Origin of the sequence: Mycobacterium sp. UM_WGJ, assembly GCF_000455125.1 — a bacterium.
In the GTDB taxonomy this organism is placed as follows: domain Bacteria; phylum Actinomycetota; class Actinomycetes; order Mycobacteriales; family Mycobacteriaceae; genus Mycobacterium.
This window is the reverse complement of sequence record NZ_AUWR01000016.1, coordinates 18,003-33,998: the sequence shown is the minus strand read 5'-3', so window position 1 is coordinate 33,998 and position 15,996 is coordinate 18,003. Positions and strand designations below refer to the sequence as shown.

Below are 15,996 nucleotides of genomic sequence, written 5' to 3'. Positions count from 1 at the left end.
GTGCTGCCTGCGGCCAAGGGGCGCCCTCCGACGAACTGAGCCGAAGGGAACCCCATTAGATGAGCGCACCCGCCGTGAACCGTCCCGGCGTCTACTCGGCGACTCGCGCACGAATCGCGAATCGCACCCTGCGTACCGACCGCTGGTGGCTCTCGCCGCTGCGGGTGAACCTGGGACTGCTCGCGTTCATCATCTACGCGACCATCCGATCGTTCTGGGGCAGCGCCTACTGGGTTGACAAGTACCACTACCTGACACCGTTCTACTCGCCGTGCATCAGCGCGTCGTGTGTGCCCGGCTCAAGCCACTTGGGCGTCTGGCTGCCGGAATTCCCTCGGTGGATTCCGTTGGGGGCATTGGTATTGCCCTTCCTGCTCTGCTTCCGGCTGACCTGCTACTACTACCGCAAGGCCTACTATCGCTCCGTCTGGCAGTCGCCGACGGCCTGCGCGGTGCCCGAGCCCCGTGCCCACTACACCGGCGAGACTCGTTTGCCGTTGATCATGCAGAACAGCCACCGCTACTTCTTCTATGCGGCGTTCGCGCTCGCGGCGCTCAACACCTATGACGCAATCGCCGCACTGCACTCCGACGACGGGCCCGGCGGGTTCGGGTTCGGGGTGGGCAACATCGTGCTGCTCGCGAACGTGGCGATGCTCTGGGCCTATACCGGCGGCTGCCACTCCTGCCGGCACATATTCGGCGGTCGCCTCAACCACTTCTCCAAACACCCGGTCCGCTACTGGTTTTGGACGAAGATCAGCTGGTTCAACGGCCGCCACCAGCAGTTCGCCTGGATCACCCTCGGCACGCTGGCGTTCACCGACCTCTACGTCGCCCTGGTCTCCAGCGGCGTCATCACCGATTTCCGGTTCGTCGGCTAAGTGCCGCGATCACACGAAGGGTTAGCGAGAATTCATGGTTGAAGTCGAACGGCACTCCTACGACGTGGTCGTGATCGGTGCCGGGGGCGCTGGCCTGCGCGCGGTGATCGAAGCACGCGAACAGGGCCTCAGCGTTGCGGTGGTGTGCAAGTCGCTGTTCGGCAAGGCGCACACCGTGATGGCCGAGGGTGGTTGCGCGGCGTCGATGGGCAACGTCAACTCCAAGGACAACTGGCAGGTGCACTTCCGCGACACCATGCGCGGCGGGAAGTTCCTCAACAACTGGCGGATGGCCGAGTTGCACGCCCGGGAAGCACCCGAGCGGGTCTGGGAGCTGGAGACCTACGGCGCACTGTTCGACCGCACCCCCGACGGAAAGATCAACCAGCGCAACTTCGGCGGCCACACCTATCCGCGGCTGGCCCACGTCGGTGACCGCACCGGCCTGGAATTGATCCGCACCATGCAGCAGAAAGTGGTCTCGCTGCAGCAGGACGATTATGCCGAGTTCGGTGACTACGAGGCCCGGATAAAAATCTTCCACGAGTGCACCATCACTGAACTGCTCAAAGACGAAGCCAGCGGCGCTATTTCGGGCGCCTTCGGCTACTGGCGTGAGAGCGGCAACTTCGTGCTGTTCGAAGCGCCGGCCGTGGTGCTGGCCACCGGCGGCATCGGCAAGTCGTTCAAGGTGACGTCCAACTCGTGGGAGTACACCGGCGACGGCCACGCGCTGGCGCTGCGAGCCGGCGCGACGCTGATCAACATGGAGTTCGTCCAATTCCACCCGACCGGGATGGTGTGGCCGCCCAGCGTGAAGGGGATCCTGGTCACCGAGGGCGTCCGCGGCGACGGCGGGGTGCTCAAGAACTCCGACGGAACCCGGTTCATGTTCGACTACATCCCGCCGGTGTTCAAGGGCCAGTACGCCGAGACCGAGCAAGAGGCCGATCAGTGGCTCAAGGACAACGACTCGGCCCGCCGCACCCCGGACCTGCTGCCCCGTGACGAGGTGGCCCGCGCCATCAACTCCGAGGTCAAAGCCGGCCGCGGTTCGCCGCATGGCGGGGTGTTCCTCGACATCGCCTCTCGGCTGACGCCCGAGGAGATCAAGCGGCGACTGCCCTCGATGTACCACCAGTTCATGCAGCTCGCCGAGGTGGACATCACCAAGGAAGCAATGGAAGTCGGCCCCACCTGCCACTACGTGATGGGTGGTATCGAGGTCGACCCGGACACCGGCGCGGCGGCGGTGCCCGGACTGTTTGCCGCAGGCGAATGCTCCGGTGGGATGCACGGTTCCAACCGGCTGGGCGGCAACTCCCTGTCGGATCTGCTGGTGTTCGGCCGTCGCGCCGGGTTGGGCGCGGCACAGTACGTGCAGGGGCTGAACACCCGCCCGTCGGTGACACCGGCAGCGCTGGAAGCCGCAGCAGAGCTGGCGCTGGCGCCGTTCCACGGTCCGGCCGGCGGCGCCACACCGGAGAACCCGTACACCTTGCACTCCGAGTTGCAGCAGTCGATGAACGACCTGGTCGGCATCATCCGCAATGCCGGCGAGCTGGAGCAGGCCCTGGTCCGACTCGAGGAATTCAAGGCCCGCTTCGCGGCGGTCACCGTCGACGGCGGACGGCACTACAACCCGGGCTGGCATCTGGCCGTCGACCTGCGCAACATGCTGCTGGTCAGCGAATGCGTGGCCAAAGCCGCGCTGCAACGCACCGAGAGCCGCGGTGGGCACACCCGCGACGACCACCCGGGGATGGACGCCAACTGGCGCAAGACCCTGCTGGTCTGCCGGGTCGCGGAGAAGCAGAGCCCCCAGGCGATTTTTGACATCACGGTCACGCCGGAATCTCAGACCGGGATGCGTGAGGACTTGCTGGAGCTGTTCGAGATCTCCGAACTGGAGAAGTACTACACCGACCAAGAGCTGGCGCAACATCCGGGACGGAGAGCGTAATGACACACAACGCCCACCTGCGAGTCTGGCGCGGTGACGTTGACGGCGGTGGACTTGAAGATTTCGAGGTCGAGGTCAACGAGGGCGAGGTGGTGCTCGACGTCATCCACCGCCTGCAGGCCACCCAGACCCCGGATCTGGCGGTGCGCTGGAACTGCAAGGCCGGCAAGTGCGGATCGTGTTCGGCGGAGATCAACGGTTTCCCGCGACTGCTGTGTATGACGCGGATGTCGATGTTCGACCCGGCTGAAACGATCACCGTGACCCCGGTGCGGACATTCCCGGTGGTTCGTGACCTGGTCACCGATGTCTCGTTCAACTACGAGAAGGCCCGAGAGATGCCGGCCTTCAAGCCGCCGGCGGATCTCAAGCCCGGCGAGTACCGGATGCAGCAGGTGGATGTGGAGCGCTCCCAGGAGTTCCGCAAGTGCATCGAATGCTTCCTGTGCCAGAACGTCTGCCACGTCATCCGGGACCATGAGGAGAACAAGCCGCGGTTCTCCGGGCCGCGGATGTTCATCCGGCTTGCGGAGTTGGACATGCACCCGCTCGACGCCGCCGACCGGCGTGACTTCGCCCAGGACGACGCGGGTCTGGGACTGTGCAACATCACCAAGTGCTGCACCGAGGTCTGCCCGGAACACATCACGATCACCGACAACGCCATCATCCCGATGAAGGAGCGGGTGGTCGGGAACCGTTATGACCCCGTCGTCTGGCTCGGTCGAAAGATTTTCCGCCGCAAGGCGGACTGACCCTCGACCCCGTGACTGGCCGCAGGCCGCGGCGATCGGAGGCTACGCCGGAATAGCGGCCCAGCCACCTTCGCGTTGCAGCAAGGCGATCAGGGCATCGGCGACACCGGGTGCGGCGGCGACACACACGTCGCCGCCGTCGACCTCTGGACCGGGCAGCACCACCCGCGCCCCGGCCTCGACCGCGATCAGTGCTCCGGCGGCGTAGTCCCACGGCTTGATCCCATGCTCGTAGTAGGCGTCGAGCCGCCCGGCAGCGACCATGCACAGGTCCAGCGCGGCCGATCCGATCCGGCGCACATCGCGCACTTCCGGCAGCAACCGGGCAAGCAACGCGGCCTGGGCGGCCCGGCGCCGTGGCGAATAGCCGAACCCGGTGCCCAGCAGTGCCAGTGCCAGCTCGCTCACATCGGCGCAGCGCAGCGCGACAGTTCCCTGCTGATCGGTCACTCGGGCGCCCAATCCGGCACCGGCAGAATAGATCCGGTCACCCACTACGTCGGCGACCGCGCCGGCCACCGAGACCCCGCCGATCTGCGCTGCCACCGAAACCGCGTATGCCGGGACGTCGTACATGAAGTTCACCGTGCCGTCGATCGGGTCGACCACCCAGGTGACGACACCCGGTTCGCGGCCAGAGACGTCCCCGGAACCTCCGCCTTCCTCGCCCAGCACCGCATCACCGGGCCGCAGCCCGGTCAGCCGATCCCGGATGAAGCTCTCGGTCTCGGTGTCGACCACGGTCACCGGATCGGTCGGAGTGCTCTTCGTCTGGACCAGGCCTGAGGACGGCTCGGCCACTTCGGCGCCGAACACCTCGGCACGCCGACGCCGGACGAATGCGGCGGCCTCGGCCACCAGCGTCTCGGCGGTGGTCCTCAACTGCACGGGGTCGCTACGCAGGGGCGCCATCTGCCCATAGCAACACATCGGCGGGGGCTATCGCACCCCCGGCACCCGCACAGCGACTCGGGCCTTAGCCCCCGAGGCGGCGAAAACCGCTGCGGTGGAAAACGATCGGGGCGATCTCTGGATCGACGGTCAAATCACAGACCCGCAGCACCACGATGGTGTGGTCCCCGGCGGGCACCAACTGCTCGATCGAGCTGCCCAGCCATACTCCGGTGCCCTTGATGAACACCGCGCCGTCGTTGGTCACCGTCTCCAGCCCGGCGAAGCGATCACCGGTCTTGGCAGCCAGGGTGCGCGCCGCGACATCGTGCGCCTCGCCGAGCACGCTGATGCCCAGCCGGGGCGAGTCCTTGAGCTTGGGCCAGGTGCTCGAGGTGTTCTGCACGCAGAAGGACACCAACGGCGGCTCCAACGAGACCGGCACGAAGGTGCTGGCGGCCAGGCCGACCCTAACGCCGTCGATCTCGGCTGCCACCGCCACCACTCCGGACGGGAAATGCCCGAAGGCCTCCCGCAACGACGACTGGGTCAACGGGGTCAACTTGCTCTCGGAACTCACGTGGGGATTCACCGGGGACTCATTCGCCTCGTCTGGTCTGGTCGCCCAGAACCCTACTCGCCGCCCTGTCACCTCGGCAGATCGGCCGCTGGCGACCGCATTCTGGGCCAGGGACCAACCGGTTGGTCACCCGCATGAAGGACATAGCTCACATCAGCTTGCACTATGGCTACTGGCGAGTATATTTCAGGTTACGTTACTGGTGGGTAACTTAAGCCTGAGTACCCAACCACAGGTGGCATTCCATGAGGAGGAAGTAGTGAGCCACTACAAGAGCAATGTCCGTGACCAGGTGTTCAACCTGTTCGAGGTGCTGGGCTTGGACCAGGTCTTCGGCGAAGGCGACTACGCCGACCTGGACGTCGACACCGCTCAAGAGATGCTCGGCGAGATGGTCCGCCTGGCCGAGGGCCCGATCGCGGAGTCCTTCGTCGACGGCGACCGCAACCCCCCGGTGTTCGACCCGGCCACCCACTCGGTGACGCTGCCCGAGTCCTTCAAGAAGTCGGTGCGCGCCCACCTGGAAGCCGGCTGGGACCGGGTCGGGGTGATCGAGGAGCTCGGCGGCATTCCGATGCCCAAAGTCCTGATGTGGGCCCTGCAGGAGCACATCTTGGGTGCCAACCCCGCGGTGTGGATGTACGGCGGTGGCGCCGGCTTCGCCAACATCTTCTACAACATCGCCACCGAAGAGCAGAAGAAGTGGGCCGTCCTCGCCGCCGAGCGCGGTTGGGGTTCGACCATGGTGCTGACCGAGCCGGACGCCGGCTCGGACGTGGGCGCCGGCCGCACCAAGGCCGTCCAGCAAGAGGACGGCTCGTGGCACATCGACGGTGTGAAGCGATTCATCACCTCGGCTGACTCCGATGACCTGTTCGAGAACATCTTCCACCTGGTGCTGGCCCGCCCGGAGGGCGCAAAGCCCGGCACCAAGGGTCTGTCGCTGTTCTTCGTGCCGAAGTTCCTGTTCGACTTCGAAACCGGTGAGCTCGGCGAGCGCAACGGTGTCTTCGTCACCAACGTCGAGCACAAGATGGGCCTGAAGGTCTCGGCCACCTGTGAGCTGACCTTCGGTCAGCACGGCGTACCGGCCAAGGGCTGGCTCGTCGGCGAGGTGCACAACGGCATCGCGCAGATGTTCGACGTGATCGAGCAGGCCCGGATGATGGTCGGCACCAAGGCCATCGCGACGCTGTCCACCGGCTACCTCAACGCGCTCGAGTACGCCAAGGAGCGGGTGCAGGGCGCCGACCTCACCCAGATGACCGACAAGGCCGCGCCGCGGGTGACCATCACCCACCACCCGGACGTCCGCCGTTCGCTGATGACCCAGAAGGCCTACGCCGAGGGTCTGCGCGCGTTGTACATGTACACCGCCACCTTCCAGGACGAAGTGGTCGCCAAGGCGCTGCACGACGTCGACGCCGACCTGGCGGTCAAGATCAACGACTTGATGCTGCCGATCGTCAAGGGGGTGGGCTCCGAGCAGGCCTACGCCAAGCTCACCGAGAGCCTCCAGACCCTGGGTGGCTCGGGCTTCCTGCAGGACTACCCGATCGAGCAGTACATCCGTGACGCCAAGATCGACTCGCTCTACGAGGGCACCACGGCAATTCAGGCGCAGGACTTCTTCTTCCGCAAGATCATCCGCGACAAGGGCGCCGCGCTGGGCCACGTCGCGGGCGAGATCGAGACGTTCATCAAGAACGAGACCGGCAACGGGCGGCTGAAAGCGGAGCGGGAACTGCTGGCCACCGCGCTGGCCGACGTGCAGGGCATGGCGGCAACGCTGACCGGCTACCTGATGGCCGCGCAGGAGGACATCACCAGCATCTACAAAGTCGGCCTGGGTTCGGTGCGCTTCCTGATGAGCGTCGGCGACCTGATGATCGGCTGGCTGCTGGCCCGGCAGGCGGCTGTCGCGGTGGCGAAGCTCGACGCCGGTGCCGAAGGTGCCGACCGCTCCTTCTACGAAGGCAAGATCGCGGTGGCGTCGTTCTTCACCAAGAACTTCCTGCCGCTGCTGACCAGCACCCGCTCGGTGATCGAGAACATCGACAACGACATCATGGAGCTCGACGAAGCGGCGTTCTAAACGCCACGCACAGACCGCGCAGGCCCCCGGGGAGACCCCTTGGGGGCCTGTTGCATTTCCGGGATCACCCGGCGGGCAGACCCGAAAGCCCTCATGCTGGCTCGAAATGAGGGCCTCCACGTCTGCTCGGCGAACGCGGCTGTGTCCTGATATGTGGGATGTATGTCGTAGACGCCAGCTGCCCGGGCAGCTGACACTGATGGCATGGCCCGCAATGTCGTCATCCTCGGTTACCCCGGCATCCAGGCACTGGATGTTTTCGGGCCCGCGGAGGTCTTCGCCACCGCGACGCTGGTGCTGCTCGGTCAGGGCCGTGGCGAGGACGGCTACCAGGTCACCGTGGCCAGTGTTGGCGGCGCACCGATCGCCACCAGCAGCGGGCTGGCGCTCGCGCCGAGTCCGCTACCAGAACCGAACGAGCCCATCGACACCCTGGTCCTGCCCGGCGGCGTCGGCGTCCAGGCGGCGCAAGCCGACCCGGAAACCGTCGACTGGGTCCGGCGCGCGTCGGCTCAAACCCGACGGGTGGTCAGCGTGTGTACCGGCGCGTTCCTGGCCGCGCAGGCGGGTCTGCTCGACGGAAGCCGGGCCACCACACATTGGGCGTTCGCCGACGCGCTGGCCCGCGAGTTCCCCGCAGTCCGCGTCGACCCGGAGCCCATCTTCGTGCGCAGTTCGGCGGCGGTGTGGACCGCGGCGGGGGTCACCGCCGGCATCGATCTGGCCCTGGCGTTGGTGGAAGAGGACTACGGAACCGAGGTGGCACAGACCGCGGCCCGTTGGCTGGTGCTGTATCTGCGGCGACCCGGCGGCCAGTCCCAGTTTGCGGTCCCCGCATGGCTGCCGCGCTCCCGGCGCGCGCCGATCCGTGACGTCCAGGAGCTGATCGAGTCCGAACCCGGCGGCCCGCACCGGATAACCGAGCTGGCATCGCGGGCCTCGATGAGCCCCCGGCACTTCACCCGGGTCTTCACCGACGAAGTGGGCATGGCACCGGGCGCGTACGTGGAGCGGGTGCGCACCGAGGCCGCCCGCCGACAACTCGAGGAGACCGACGACACCGTCGTCGCGATCGCCGGGCGCTGTGGATTCGGCACCGCGGAAACCCTGCGGCGCACCTTCATTCGCCGACTCGGCATCTCGCCCGATCACTACCGCAAGACCTTCGCCTGAAAGGAAATACCCATGCAGATCGCAATTGTGCTCTACCCCGGATTCACCTCGCTGGACTTCATCGGCCCCTACGAGGTGTTGCGCTGGCTCCCGGATGCGCAGGTGCGCTTCGTGTGGCACGAGCCGGGGCCGATTACCGCGGACTCCGGGGTTCTGGTGGTCGGGGCAACCCACTCGTTCGACGAGACGCCCTCCCCCGACGTGATTCTGATCCCCGGCGGGATGACGACCATGGCACATGCCCGCGACGAGAAACTGCTGGACTGGGTCCGGTCCGCCCACCCGACGGCGACGTGGACGGCATCGGTGTGCTCGGGTTCGGTCGTGCTGGGCGCCGCCGGACTGCTCACCGGCAAGCGCGCCACCTCGCACTGGATGGCGCTGCCGGCGCTGAAGACGTTCGGCGCTACCGCGGTCGGCGACGAGCGGATCGTGCACGAGGGAGACATCGTCACCTGTGCGGGGGTGTCGGCCGGGATCGATCTCGGGCTGTGGCTGGCCGGCCAGATCGGCGGCGAGGGCCGCGCCAAGGCCATCCAGTTGTCGATGGAATACGACCCGCAGCCGCCATTCGACTCCGGCCACACGTCGAAGGCATCGGTGCAGACCAAAGCGGCGGCCACCGCGCTGATGGCCAGGGACCTGGCGAAGCCGGCCCAGTTGAAGGCCAGCGCGCTGTTGCTGTGGGATCAGGCGATCGGCGCGGTTCGCAACCGGCGGCGGATCCAAACGGTCCGCCGCTGAATCCCCTCAGTTCAGCGGCGGACCGGGCAGGTTGCTTCGCGCTGCCACCGGGGGCCCGCGGCCACGCGAAGCGAACCGATGTCTCGACTACCCGGCAACGGCGCGAATCAAACGTCGATCGTCGCGCCTGTCAGCCCTCGAGGATGGCGGCCACGCCCTGGCCCCCGGCTGCGCAGATCGAGATCAGCGCACGCACCGGCTTGTTCTTCGCGGCGCCCTTCTTGGCGGCCTTGGCCTCGGCGATCTGCTTGGCCGCCTGCGCCACGATCCGCCCGCCGGTGGCCGCGAACGGGTGACCCGACGCCAGCGACGAGCCGTTGACATTGAGCTTGGACCGGTCGATGGCGCCCAGCGCCGAATCCAGTCCCAGCCGCTGCGTGCAGTACTCCTGCGACTCCCACGCCGCCAGGTGACACAGCACCGTGGCGGCGAACGCCTCGTGAATCTCGTAGAAGTCGAAGTCCTGCAAGGTCAGACCATTGCGCGCCAACAGTCGCGGCACCGCGTAGGTCGGCGCCATCAGCAGGCCGTCGGCGCCGTTGACGTAGTCCACCGCGGCCGTCTCGGCGTCGACGAAATACGCCAGCGGGGTCAGGTTGCGTGCGGCCGCCCACTCCTCGCTGGCCAGCAGTGCCACCGACGCACCGTCGGTAAGCGGGGTGGAGTTGCCCGCGGTCATGGTGGCGTCACCGGCCTTCGCGCCGAACACCGGCTTGAGCGTGGCCAGCTTCTCCGGGCTGGACTGGGGCCGCAGGTTGTCGTCGCGGTAGAGCCCCTGGAACGGCGTCACCAGGTCGTCGAAGAAGCCCCCGTCATAGGCGGCGGCCATGTTGCGGTGGCTGGCTGCGGCCAGCTCGTCCTGGTCGACCCGCTTGATGCCCATCTGCTTGGTGGTGATGGCCTGGTGCTCGCCCATGGAAAGGCCGGTCCGCGCCTCTTTGTTGGCCGGGATTTCCACGCCCAGCGCGGCGGGCAGTTTGCCTGCCAGCTTGAGGCGCTGCAGGTTCGACTTCGACCGGCGCAGCGCAAGCAGCGTGCGACGCAGTTCGTTGCCGATCGCCAAGGGCGCGTCCGAGGTGGTGTCCACGCCACCGGCGGCAGCCACCTCGTAACGGCCAGCGGCGATTCCGTCGGCGGCGCAGATCGCCGCCTGCAACCCGGTACCGCAGGCCTGCTGCAGGTCGAAGGCCTGCGTGTAGGGCGACAGCGCCGAGCCCAACACCGATTCGCGGATCAGGTTGAAGTCACGGCTGTGCTTGAGCACCGCCCCGCCGATCACCGCGTCCAGCTTCTCGCCGGCGAGGCCGAACCGATCGATGAGACCGCCTAGCGCTGCGGTGAACATGTCCTGGTTGGACGCGTTCGCGTAGGCGCCGTCGGAGCGTGCGAACGGAATGCGATTGCCCCCGAGGACGGCGACGCGGCGGCGCGTGCCGGCGGTTGCCTCGGCAGGTTTAGCAGCAGATGCAGATGCCACGATCTCTCGTCTCTGATGGTGGGTCCCCCGCATTGCCGGGGACGGTCGTCCTGATACTACCCAGTATTCTTACTCTGGAGTAAGTTCGTTGTCGACACCGTGGCCCGCACCAGGCACGTCCCCACATGGAAGGCAGCACGATGGCCCCCAAAGTTCCCTCGGACCTGTTGTCCCAGATCCTGGGCTCCGCCCCCGGATCGTTCCTGGCCAAGCAGCTCGGCGTTCCGCAGGCCGAGACGCTGCGTCGTTACCGGGTCGGCGAGCCGGCGCTGGCCGGCCCGCTGCTGATCGGCGGGTCGGGCCGGGTGGTCGAGCCGCTGCGGGCCGCGCTGGCCGACGACTACGAGCTGGTCGGCGACAACCTGGGCGGCCGGTGGGCCGACTCCTTCGGCGGACTGGTCTTCGACGCCACCGGCATCACCTCACCCGCCGGGCTGACCGCACTGCATGAGTTCTTCACCCCGCTGCTGCGCAACGTGGGGCGCTGCGGCCGGTTGGTCGTCGTCGGCACCACCCCCGCGGCCGCCGGCAGCGCCGACGAGCAGATCGCCCAGCGCGCGCTGGAGGGCTTCACCCGCTCGCTGGGCAAGGAACTGCAGCGCGGTGCCACCGTGCAGCTGGTGTACCTGTCGCCCGACGCCAAGCCTGGGGCCACCGGCCTGGAATCGACGCTGCGATTCGTCCTCTCGGCCCGCTCGGCCTACGTCGACGGCCAGGTGTTCTACGTGGGCGCCGACGACGCGACCGCTCCCGCCGACTGGGACCGGCCGCTGGAGGGCAAGGTCGCGATCATCACCGGGGCGGCGCGCGGCATCGGCGCCACCATTGCCGAGGTGTTCGCCCGCGACGGCGCCAAGGTGGTGGCGATCGACGTGCCGCAGGCCGCCGAGGCGCTGCAGAAGACGGCTTCCCGGGTGGGAGGGACCGCGCTGGCCCTGGACGTCACCGCCGACGACGCAGTGGACCAGATCACCGCGCACCTCGCCGAACACCATGGCGGCAAGGCCGATGTGTTGGTCAACAACGCCGGTATCACTCGCGACAAATTGCTGGCCAACATGGACGACGCCCGATGGAACGCAGTTTTGGCGGTCAACCTGCTTGCACCGCAGCGCCTTACCGAAGGGCTGGTCGCCAACGGCAGCATCGGTGACGGCGGCCGGGTGATCGGCCTGTCGTCGATGGCCGGGATCGCGGGTAACCGCGGCCAGACCAACTACGCGGCCACCAAGGCCGGCATGATCGGCCTGACCGAAGCGCTGGCTCCGACACTGGCCAAGAAGGGCATCACGATCAATGCCGTCGCCCCAGGGTTCATCGAAACCGAGATGACGGCGGCGATCCCGCTGGCCACCCGCGAGGTCGGACGCCGGCTCAACTCGCTGTTCCAGGGCGGTCAACCCGTCGACGTCGCCGAGTTGATCGGCTACTTCGCCAGTCCGGCGTCGAATGCGGTCACCGGCAACACCATCCGGGTCTGTGGCCAAGCCATGCTGGGAGCGTGAGACGGATGTCCCAACCCAGTGGCATGAGAAACATGGTGCGTGCGGTAGCCGGGGCGCTGCCCTTCATTCCGCGCACACCAACGCTGCCGAACCGGACGCTGCGGGTCGACGAGCTGGTGATCGACCCCAACCACGTCGCCGCCTACGCGGCCGTCACCGGGCTGCGATTCGCCGATCAGGTCCCGCTGACCTACCCGTTCGCGCTGACCTTCCCGACCGTGATGGAGCTGGCGACCGGGTTTGACTTCCCATTCGCCGCGATGGGTTCGGTGCACACCGAAAACCGGATCACGCGCCACCGCCCGATCACCGTCACCGACACCGTCGGAGTGACGGTGCGGGCAGAGAACCTGCGGGAACATCGCAAGGGCCTGCTGGTCGACATCGTCACCGACATCACCGTGGGCAACGACCCGGCCTGGCACCAGGTGACGACATTCCTGCACCAGCAGCGCACCAGCCTGTCCGACGAGCCGAAGCCGCCGCCGGCCAAGCAGCCCAAGCTGGGCCCTCCCAACGCGGTGCTGCGTGTGACGCCGGGCCAGATTAGGCGGTACGCATCCGCGGGCGGCGATCACAACCCGATCCACACCAGCTCGATCGGCGCCAAGCTGTTCGGATTCCCCACCGCGATTGCGCACGGGATGTTCTCCGCGGCAACCGTTCTGGCCAATATCGAAGGCGCGCTTCCGGACGCTGTCGACTATGCGGTGCGGTTCGGCAAGCCGATGCTCCTGCCGGCCAGCCCCGGCCTCTACATCGACAGGGTTGACGGCGGCTGGGATCTGGCGCTGCGCAACGTAGCCAAGGGCTACCCCTACCTGACGGGGGCGGTGCGGGGCCTATAGCCGATACCGCTGTTGCCCCTTAGGCGTTGTCGACGGCGAAGCCGGCCGCCTTCAGCAGGGTCGCCTTGCTGGCCTCCCAACGGGTGCTGACGACGTCGATACCCCAAACCGGGATCGACATCACCAGGCCGCGGACCACCACCATCACGGCCGCCATATAGGCGGGCGCGGAGAACCCCGGAGCAGCCTCGGGCAACGCCTCAGCGGAGGCCACTGCCAGTCGATAGATGTGCTGCTCCAACGACTTCACCGTCTTGGCGACCTGTGCATCCGTCCAACACGCAGCCCATAGGTGGGTTACCGAAAGTGCTTCCGGGGTAGTGAATTCGCGCCAAATCCCCAGCGCAGCCGATTTCCTGGGCGCCTCGGCGGGCGATGTCACGTCGTTCACGCTGCCCAGCCTCAGCGAACTCGCCAACGCGTTCAGCAGCATCGTTGCCTCGGCGTACGCGACGCTGCTTCCGACTGCCGACATCCTCAACGCCTTGCTCACCACCGCACCGGCCTATGCGTTCGAAGTGTTCGCCCAGGAACTCACCCAAGGTGACGTCATCGACGCCATCGGCCTGCCGATTGCCGGCGTCGTCGGATTGGGCACGCTGGCAGCCGGTTTCGAATTCCTGGCACTCAACGGTGCGGTCCGCGACATCACCGCGACCATCCAGGATCTCTTCACGGCCTGAGGCCGCGCCCCACTACCCGGCCGCGGCGGCGTCGGCGCCGTCGCGGCCGCCCGGGGCTTCCTTGAGTCCACGCCAGAACAGGTCGATCATCAGCTCGCCGGCTTCGTCGACGCCGGTATCACCGGTGCTGACCCGGCTCGCGATCGCCTCGCCGGCACCCACCAGCGCGACCGCCATCAACTCGAAGTCCACGCCCGGCTCGGGCTTACGCGTGCCGGCCCGCAACAGCCGGCCGACCAGCTCGATGATTCGCTCGCGTCCCTCGCGCACGGTGTGGGCGAACGCCTGCGAACTGGTGGCCTGGGTGTACATCACGATCCAGGACGCCCGGTTGGCGTCGATGTACCGCAAGAAGGCCCGAATCGTGTTGCGCAGCATGTCTTTCGGGGGCTGTTGAAAGTCGATTTCGGTGCGCACCGACTCGACGAAGCGGCGCAGTTCGCGGTCCAGACACGCCCCGAACAACTCCTCTTTGGAGCCGTAGTACAGGTAGAGCATCGGCTTGGAGATCTGTGCGGCCGCGGCGATCGAATCCATCGAGGTCTCGTGGTAGCCGTTGACCGAGAACATCTGCACCGCGGCGTCGAGCATCTGCTGTTCGCGCACGGCCCGCGGTAACCGCTTGTTACCAGCTGCCATCGCCTCGAGGTCCTTCCGCGATCCCCCTCGGCCCGATCTTACCGAAGAGTAACTTGTGCGCTGTCCGCGCCGCCGGAATCACCCGTGGCAGTGCGTACCGGGCAACTTGGCCGCGGCGACGCGCGCCAGCGAGGCGTCGACGGCTTCCTGCTTCAGCTCGCCGGCGGACACCGCTTGCTCCAGCCGGTCCAACACCGCGGGCACCTCGTCGGTGGTGACCCACAGTGCGATGTCGACACCGGCCTGAAGGCTGCGCAGCACCGCCTCGGCGACTCCGTAGTGCTCGGTGATCGCCGCCATCGACGACAGGTCGTCACTGAACACCGGGCCGTCGAACGCCGGTCCGTGATAGTCGGTGCCGGTGCGCAGCAGCGTGACCGCCGCCGGGCTCAGGCTGGCTGGATCCTCGGTCAGCCCGGGAACCTCCAGGTGGCCCATCATCACCGCCACCGGCGCCTCGGTGACCAGGGTGCGGTAGGGCACCAGGTCGTTGTCCTGCAACTGCGCCAGAGACGGCGTGACCACCGCTCCGGCAGTGTGCGAGTCACCGGAACCGTGGCCGTGGCCGGGGAAGTGCTTGAGCACCGGCAGCAGCCCGGCGTCGCGCAGACCCTGCGCGTACGCGCCGGCGTACTCGGTGACCTTGGCCGGGTCCGAACCGAACGAACGGTCCCCGATCACGGTGTCTTCGTCGGTATCGGCGTCCACCACATCGACAACCGGCGCGAAATCGACAGTGATGCCCAGGTCAGCCATCTTGCGGCCCCGCTCGGCGGCCAGCTCACGCACCTGCGCGGCGCTACTGGTCTGCGCCAGTTCCTTGGCCGACGGCGACTTCCCGATCAGCGACGACAGCCGAGACACCCGGCCGCCCTCCTCGTCCACGCTGACCGCCAGCGGCAGCGGGCCGGTGGGTGCTTGGCTGTCCTTGATCTCCTTCAGCGAGCCATCGGTGAGCATGGACAGGTCAGTCCAGCTGCCGATGAAGATGCCGCCGACGTGGTGATCGGTCACCACGGCGCGGGCGTCGGCCGCATCGCGGACCCCCACCATCACCAGCTGCGCCAACTTGTCGCGGACCGACAAAGCCGACACCTGCTCACACACCGGATCGCCCGGCGGCGCGGAGACTGTCGCGGTAGGCGACGCCGCGGCGTCAGACGACGGTGCGGGCGTCTCGTCACGGTGCGAGCACGACGTGACGAGCGCCGGCAGTACCGCGGCGGCCAGCAGCAGACCGGGCAGTTGTCGAGTCAGCGATCCAGGCATCGCACCATGCTGTCACGGCCTGAACCGCCGGGCTCATGCGGCGGCCCCAGCATCGCCTCTCCTACGTCGAGCCTCCCTGAACCGCCCGGCCCATACGGCGGCCCCAGCATCGCCTCTCCTACGTCGAGCCTCCCTGAACCGCCGGGCTCATGCGGCGGCCCCAGCATCGCCTCTCCTACGTCGAGCCTCCCTGAACCGCCGGGCTCGCGAAGCCCACGTGCTACGTTGGCGGTCGGGGCCCAAGCGGGGGCTGATGTTGATGGCGCCCCTGATCGACGTCACGAGAGTGCAGAAGGAGCCTGACCATGCCTCGGTTCGTGGTACCGGCCGCCATAAGCATGGTCGTGGGGGTCTTGCTGGGTGCGGCGGCCGTCTTCGGCGTCACGCTGATGGTGCAACAAGACACCAAGCCGCAGATCGCCGGTGGCGACCCGCAGTCCTCGGTGCTGAACAGGGTGGAGTACGGCAACCGCGGCTGACCTGCGGACGC

17 protein-coding genes are annotated in these 15,996 nt (G+C 67.3%); 10 read left to right on the top strand and 7 right to left on the bottom strand.

What is annotated here, in order from left to right; genetic code table 11:
* Positions 1-59 precede the first annotated feature (59 nt).
* The 3 genes from N416_RS0106960 to N416_RS0106950 are packed head-to-tail and all read left to right on the top strand — an operon-like array spanning position 60 to position 3,602.
* Entirely contained in the window at positions 60-884 is an 825-nt protein-coding gene (locus tag N416_RS0106960; protein WP_024441399.1) for a hypothetical protein, read from the top strand.
* Between the two features lie 34 nt (positions 885-918).
* Entirely contained in the window at positions 919-2,847 is a 1,929-nt protein-coding gene (locus tag N416_RS0106955) for a fumarate reductase/succinate dehydrogenase flavoprotein subunit (protein ID WP_024441398.1), read from the top strand.
* Entirely contained in the window at positions 2,847-3,602 is a 756-nt protein-coding gene (locus tag N416_RS0106950) for a succinate dehydrogenase/fumarate reductase iron-sulfur subunit (protein ID WP_024441397.1), read from the top strand. Before N416_RS0106955 ends, N416_RS0106950 begins: the two co-directional genes overlap by 1 nt.
* Positions 3,603-3,644: 42 nt before the next feature.
* Here N416_RS0106950 and N416_RS0106945 read toward each other — a convergent pair whose 3' ends face one another.
* Positions 3,645-4,514 (bottom strand): inositol monophosphatase family protein, encoded by an 870-nt coding sequence (locus N416_RS0106945; RefSeq protein ID WP_024441396.1) that lies wholly within the window; start codon positions 4,512-4,514, stop codon positions 3,645-3,647.
* A 64-nt stretch (positions 4,515-4,578) separates the two neighbouring features.
* Positions 4,579-5,055 (bottom strand): flavin reductase family protein, encoded by a 477-nt coding sequence (locus N416_RS0106940; RefSeq protein ID WP_369797573.1) that lies wholly within the window; start codon positions 5,053-5,055, stop codon positions 4,579-4,581.
* A 277-nt stretch (positions 5,056-5,332) separates the two neighbouring features.
* Here N416_RS0106940 and N416_RS0106935 point away from each other — a divergent pair, with 277 nt between their 5' ends.
* From N416_RS0106935 to N416_RS0106925, 3 genes are all read left to right on the top strand, one after another.
* Positions 5,333-7,168: an acyl-CoA dehydrogenase gene (locus N416_RS0106935; protein ID WP_024441394.1), complete on the top strand. Its 1,836-nt coding sequence runs from the start codon at positions 5,333-5,335 to the stop codon at positions 7,166-7,168.
* Positions 7,169-7,372: 204 nt separating this feature from the next.
* Entirely contained in the window at positions 7,373-8,341 is a 969-nt protein-coding gene (locus N416_RS0106930) for a GlxA family transcriptional regulator (RefSeq protein WP_024441393.1), read from the top strand.
* 12 nt (positions 8,342-8,353) lie between these two features.
* On the top strand, positions 8,354-9,085 hold the full coding sequence (locus N416_RS0106925; RefSeq protein WP_024441392.1) for a DJ-1/PfpI family protein: 732 nt from the start codon (positions 8,354-8,356) through the stop codon (positions 9,083-9,085).
* 130 nt (positions 9,086-9,215) lie between these two features.
* On the opposite strand, the gene N416_RS0106920 is transcribed toward N416_RS0106925, so the two are convergent.
* The gene (locus tag N416_RS0106920; RefSeq protein WP_046300942.1) at positions 9,216-10,595 is read right to left on the bottom strand and encodes an acetyl-CoA C-acetyltransferase; all 1,380 of its coding nucleotides are present in this window, start codon (positions 10,593-10,595) and stop codon (positions 9,216-9,218) included.
* Positions 10,596-10,702: 107 nt separating this feature from the next.
* Here N416_RS0106920 and N416_RS0106915 point away from each other — a divergent pair, with 107 nt between their 5' ends.
* Both N416_RS0106915 and N416_RS0106910 read left to right on the top strand, forming a co-directional pair.
* A complete protein-coding gene (locus N416_RS0106915) occupies positions 10,703-12,067 on the top strand; it encodes a 3-oxoacyl-ACP reductase (protein WP_024441390.1) in 1,365 nt (454 codons plus the stop codon).
* A gap of 5 nt (positions 12,068-12,072) precedes the next feature.
* Positions 12,073-12,915: a MaoC/PaaZ C-terminal domain-containing protein gene (locus N416_RS0106910; RefSeq protein WP_024441389.1), complete on the top strand. Its 843-nt coding sequence runs from the start codon at positions 12,073-12,075 to the stop codon at positions 12,913-12,915.
* A gap of 19 nt (positions 12,916-12,934) precedes the next feature.
* On the opposite strand, the gene N416_RS0106905 is transcribed toward N416_RS0106910, so the two are convergent.
* On the bottom strand, positions 12,935-13,165 hold the full coding sequence (locus N416_RS0106905; RefSeq protein WP_024441388.1) for a hypothetical protein: 231 nt from the start codon (positions 13,163-13,165) through the stop codon (positions 12,935-12,937).
* Between the two features lie 70 nt (positions 13,166-13,235).
* Between N416_RS0106905 and N416_RS0106900 the strand changes: the two genes are divergently transcribed.
* Complete coding sequence (locus N416_RS0106900; RefSeq protein ID WP_024441387.1) at positions 13,236-13,598, top strand: hypothetical protein; 363 nt, start codon at positions 13,236-13,238, stop codon at positions 13,596-13,598.
* 12 nt (positions 13,599-13,610) lie between these two features.
* On the opposite strand, the gene N416_RS0106895 is transcribed toward N416_RS0106900, so the two are convergent.
* From N416_RS0106895 to N416_RS22455, 3 genes are all read right to left on the bottom strand, one after another.
* Positions 13,611-14,237 (bottom strand): TetR/AcrR family transcriptional regulator, encoded by a 627-nt coding sequence (locus tag N416_RS0106895; protein WP_024441386.1) that lies wholly within the window; start codon positions 14,235-14,237, stop codon positions 13,611-13,613.
* A 78-nt stretch (positions 14,238-14,315) separates the two neighbouring features.
* Positions 14,316-15,506 carry a glycoside hydrolase family 3 N-terminal domain-containing protein gene (locus N416_RS0106890; RefSeq protein ID WP_024441385.1) on the bottom strand — a complete coding sequence of 397 codons (1,191 nt, stop codon included), beginning with the start codon at positions 15,504-15,506 and terminating at the stop codon, positions 14,316-14,318.
* On the bottom strand, positions 15,491-15,673 hold the full coding sequence (locus N416_RS22455) for a hypothetical protein (protein ID WP_196805108.1): 183 nt from the start codon (positions 15,671-15,673) through the stop codon (positions 15,491-15,493). Before N416_RS22455 ends, N416_RS0106890 begins: the two co-directional genes overlap by 16 nt.
* 138 nt (positions 15,674-15,811) lie before the next feature.
* Between N416_RS22455 and N416_RS22450 the strand changes: the two genes are divergently transcribed.
* The gene (locus tag N416_RS22450; RefSeq protein ID WP_081654483.1) at positions 15,812-15,985 is read left to right on the top strand and encodes a DUF2613 domain-containing protein; all 174 of its coding nucleotides are present in this window, start codon (positions 15,812-15,814) and stop codon (positions 15,983-15,985) included.
* Positions 15,986-15,996: the final 11 nt, after the last annotated feature.